This window comes from Wolbachia pipientis (assembly GCF_023661085.1).
Taxonomy (GTDB): domain Bacteria; phylum Pseudomonadota; class Alphaproteobacteria; order Rickettsiales; family Anaplasmataceae; genus Wolbachia.
This window is the reverse complement of the sequence record NZ_JAHDJT010000128.1, coordinates 1-3486: the sequence shown is the minus strand read 5'-3', so window position 1 is coordinate 3486 and position 3486 is coordinate 1. Positions and strand designations below refer to the sequence as shown.

The following is a 3486-nucleotide window of genomic DNA, read 5'->3' as shown; positions in this document are numbered from 1 at the left end:
TTTCAGGTAGTTTAGCACTCCATTCTGCATGTAATAGATTACTTATTTGAAACTTATAGTTACTATCGTTTGTTAGCCTGGTTAATCCCCTGCGCTTTCCGTGATTTTTTGTAAGCAGAGAAAGAACTAAGTTTTTATCACCGTACTTTTTAACGGCTATAGCGATGCCTTCATCTTTCCATCTCATTTGGAGTGTATTGACCGTATAATATTATATAGTAGTAAAATCAGTACAGCAAATTCTAAGCTCAAGAATCAGAGGTACTTAAATTATGAAACTAAGGCCTTTTCATGCTGCCATCGAGCAAATGCCATTATTGGGCAGCGATCGTAGAGGTTGAGCTAAAATTATTAGAATAGTAACGTTTATTTTTATATTGACTATTGAGGTTTATTATTTTATAACTAGGGCTTAAGTTATTTTATGAGCTTGGTTTTTAATATATGCCTACGATAAATCAGTTAGTACGCAAGGGTAGATTGAAATTATCATGTAAGAAAAAGGTACCAGCCTTGGGAAAAAACAACCCTCAGAGGAGAGGTGTTTGCACTAAGGTGTATACTACAACTCCTAGGAAACCTAACTCAGCATTACGTAAGGTAGCTAGAGTAAGGGTTAGTGGATATGGTGAAGTGACAGCTTATATACCTGGTGAGGGCCATAATTTACAAGAGCACTCTGTTATTTTAATACGTGGTGGGAGAGTTAAAGATTTACCAGGTGTGCGTTATCACATAATAAGAGGTGCTCTCGATTTGCGTGGTGTACAAAATCGTAAGAAAGCTCGTTCAAAATATGGTGTAAAGAAGTCTGGTTAAAGTTTATGGCTCGTCGTAATAAAGCAAGAAAGAGAGAAATAGTTCCTGATTCACGTTACAGTAGTGTTTTGTTGATGCGTTTCATTAATGTAATTATGAAATGTGGTAAAAAATCCATTGCAGAAAAAATTGTATATGGTGCTTTATCTTCAGCTGAAAAGAAAATAAATGAAAGCGGGATATCAATTTTTGAAACAGCGGTAGAAAATGTTACACCTTCTGTAGAAGTGCGTTCTCGTCGTATTGGCGGTGCAACTTATCAAGTACCTTGTGAAGTTAGGAAAGATAGAGCGATTTCTCTAGCATTAAGGTGGATTGCTAAAGCTGCTTCTGTTGCTAGAAAGAAGAGTGGCAAAACTTCTGCTGATTGTCTGCAATCTGAAATAATAGATGCTTATAATAAGCGCGGTGGTGCGTTTAAGATGTATGAGGAAAAATATAAAATGGCTGAAGCTAATAAGGCCTTTTCTCATTTTCGTTTTTGATGTTGGCTAATTAATGGTAATATGGAAATTAATATATCTAAATACAGGAATATAGGTATAATGGCTCATATAGATGCTGGTAAGACTACCACAACGGAGCGTATTTTATTTTATACTGGTAAACAAAATAGAATTGGTGAAGTGCATGATGGTGCAGCTTCTATGGATTGGATGGAGCAGGAGAAAGAGCGTGGTATTACAATCACATCTGCTGCAACAACCTGTTTTTGGAATAATCATAGAATCAATATCATAGATACTCCCGGACATGTTGACTTTACTATCGAAGTTGAAAGATCTTTACGAGTTTTAGATGGTGCAGTTGCTGTATTTGATGGGGTTGCAGGAGTTGAGCCTCAATCTGAGACTGTTTGGCGTCAAGCTGATAAGTATAATGTCCCTCGTATCTGTTTTGTCAACAAAATGGATAGAATAGGAGCCAATTTTTATCGATGTGTTGATATGATTAAGAGTAAGCTTGGAGCAGTGCCTCTAGTCATTCAGCTACCGATAGGGAGTGAGAAGGATTTTAAGGGCATAGTAGATCTTATTTCTATGAAGGCTATTATATGGGAAGAAGAGACGTTAGGTGCTAAGTTTTTCTATGAAGATATTCCTTCTGATTTGCTTGATAAAGCTCAAGAGTATCGAAATCTTTTATTAGATACCGCTGCTGGGATGGATGATGAAGCAATGAACACTTATTTTGAATCTAATGACCTGCCAGTAGATTTGCTGAAGAAATGTGTGAGGAGCGGAGCTATTAAAGGAGCGTTTGTTCCTGTATTATGTGGATCAGCTTTCAAAAATAAAGGAGTACAGCCGCTTTTAGATGGTATAGTTGATTTTCTACCTTCCCCTATTGATGTTGATGAAATTGTTGGAACTAGTCCTAAAGATTCAGAAAAGAAAATTGCGATTAAACCTTCAGAGCAAGAAAAGTTTGTTGCTCTTGCATTTAAAGTGATGACAGATAAATTTGTGGGTAGCTTAACGTTTATTCGTATTTATTCCGGTAAGTTGAAGTCTAAATCTACTGTGTTGAATGCGGTAAAAAATGAGACTGAAGGGATTGGTAGAATGCTGCTTATGCATGCAAACAACAGGGAAGATATAAACGAAGCTAAAGTTGGGGATATAGTTGCCTTAGTTGGATTGAAAAAAACGATTACTGGTGATACTTTATGTTCGCATGATTTTCCTATATTATTAGAGCGTATGGAATTTCCTGAGCCTGTTATTGAAATTGCTGTGGAGCCTAAGACTACTTCAGATCAGGAAAAGTTAGGTATTGCTTTAAATAGGTTAGTTGCAGAGGATCCTTCTTTAAGAATGTCGGTAAACGCAGAAAGTGGTCAGACTATATTAAAAGGCATGGGTGAATTGCATCTTGAAATTATTACAGATAGAGTAAAGCGTGAGTTTAACGTTGATGTTAATATTGGTGCGCCTCAGGTTGCATATCGTGAAACTATTACTAAATTTGTTGAAATCGATTACACTCACAAAAAACAATCAGGTGGTGCTGGTCAATTTGCTAGAGTAAAGATCTTATTTGAACCTCTTGAGCCTGGTTCTGGGTTTCAATTTGAAAGTAAAATCGTGGGTGGTGCAATTCCAAAAGAATACATTCCTGGTGTGCAAAATGGTTTGGAGTTGATAAAAGAGGGAGGAATGATCTCTGGCTTTCCAGTTATTGATTTTAAGGCTACTCTTATTGATGGCGCCTTTCATGAAGTTGACTCAAGTCCTTTAGCTTTTGAGCTGGCTGCCAAAGGTGCTTTTAAGGAAATGGCAAATAAAGCTGGTCCAAAGATGTTAGAACCTATAATGAAGGTTGAAATTATTACACCTGAAGAGTATATGGGTGATATTATGGGTGATGTAAATAGTAGAAGAGGACAAGTTTCAAGTATGGAAACGCATAGTAATAGTGCTATAATTCTTGCTTTAGTGCCTCTTGCAAGTATGTTTGGTTATATAAATGTTTTGCGTTCTATATCTCAAGGAAGGGCTCAATATAGTATGCATTTTTCTTGTTATGAACAAGTGCCACAGTATGTGGTTGATGAGTTAAGGTATAATTAAGGGTAACGATTATGACAACAGCAGTAGAAGCTACAACAAAAGTAGTAGAAGCATTTGGCAAGCCGCATGTGAATGTGGGGACAATAGGGCATGT

4 protein-coding genes are annotated in these 3486 nt (G+C 36.7%); 3 read left to right on the top strand and 1 reads right to left on the bottom strand.

Features of this window, described 5'->3' with window-relative positions:
• Positions 1–187 (bottom strand): recombination protein O N-terminal domain-containing protein (locus DM84_RS05420; RefSeq protein ID WP_250778940.1); only part of this gene is annotated, 187 nt, incomplete at its 3' end.
• 257 nt (positions 188–444) lie between these two features.
• On the opposite strand from DM84_RS05420, the gene rpsL reads away from it, so the two are divergent.
• The 3 genes from rpsL to fusA are packed head-to-tail and all read left to right on the top strand — an operon-like array spanning position 445 to position 3392.
• Complete coding sequence (gene rpsL, locus DM84_RS05415) at positions 445–819, top strand: 30S ribosomal protein S12 (protein WP_250778938.1); 375 nt, start codon at positions 445–447, stop codon at positions 817–819.
• 5 nt (positions 820–824) lie between these two features.
• A complete protein-coding gene (gene rpsG, locus DM84_RS05410) occupies positions 825–1304 on the top strand; it encodes a 30S ribosomal protein S7 (protein ID WP_250778936.1) in 480 nt (159 codons plus the stop codon).
• A 21-nt stretch (positions 1305–1325) separates the two neighbouring features.
• Positions 1326–3392, top strand: coding sequence for an elongation factor G (fusA, locus tag DM84_RS05405; RefSeq protein WP_250778934.1), 2067 nt, complete (start codon positions 1326–1328; stop codon positions 3390–3392).
• The last annotated feature ends 94 nt before the right edge of the window (positions 3393–3486 follow it).

Bases quoted from the DNA above. Each gene is read 5' to 3' on its own strand.
- rpsL (WP_250778938.1), top strand. From the start codon at position 445: ATGCCTACGATAAATCAGTTAGTACGCAAGGGTAGATTGAAATTATCA.
- rpsG (WP_250778936.1), top strand. From the start codon at position 825: ATGGCTCGTCGTAATAAAGCAAGAAAGAGAGAAATAGTTCCTGATTCA.
- fusA (WP_250778934.1), top strand. From the start codon at position 1,326: ATGGAAATTAATATATCTAAATACAGGAATATAGGTATAATGGCTCAT.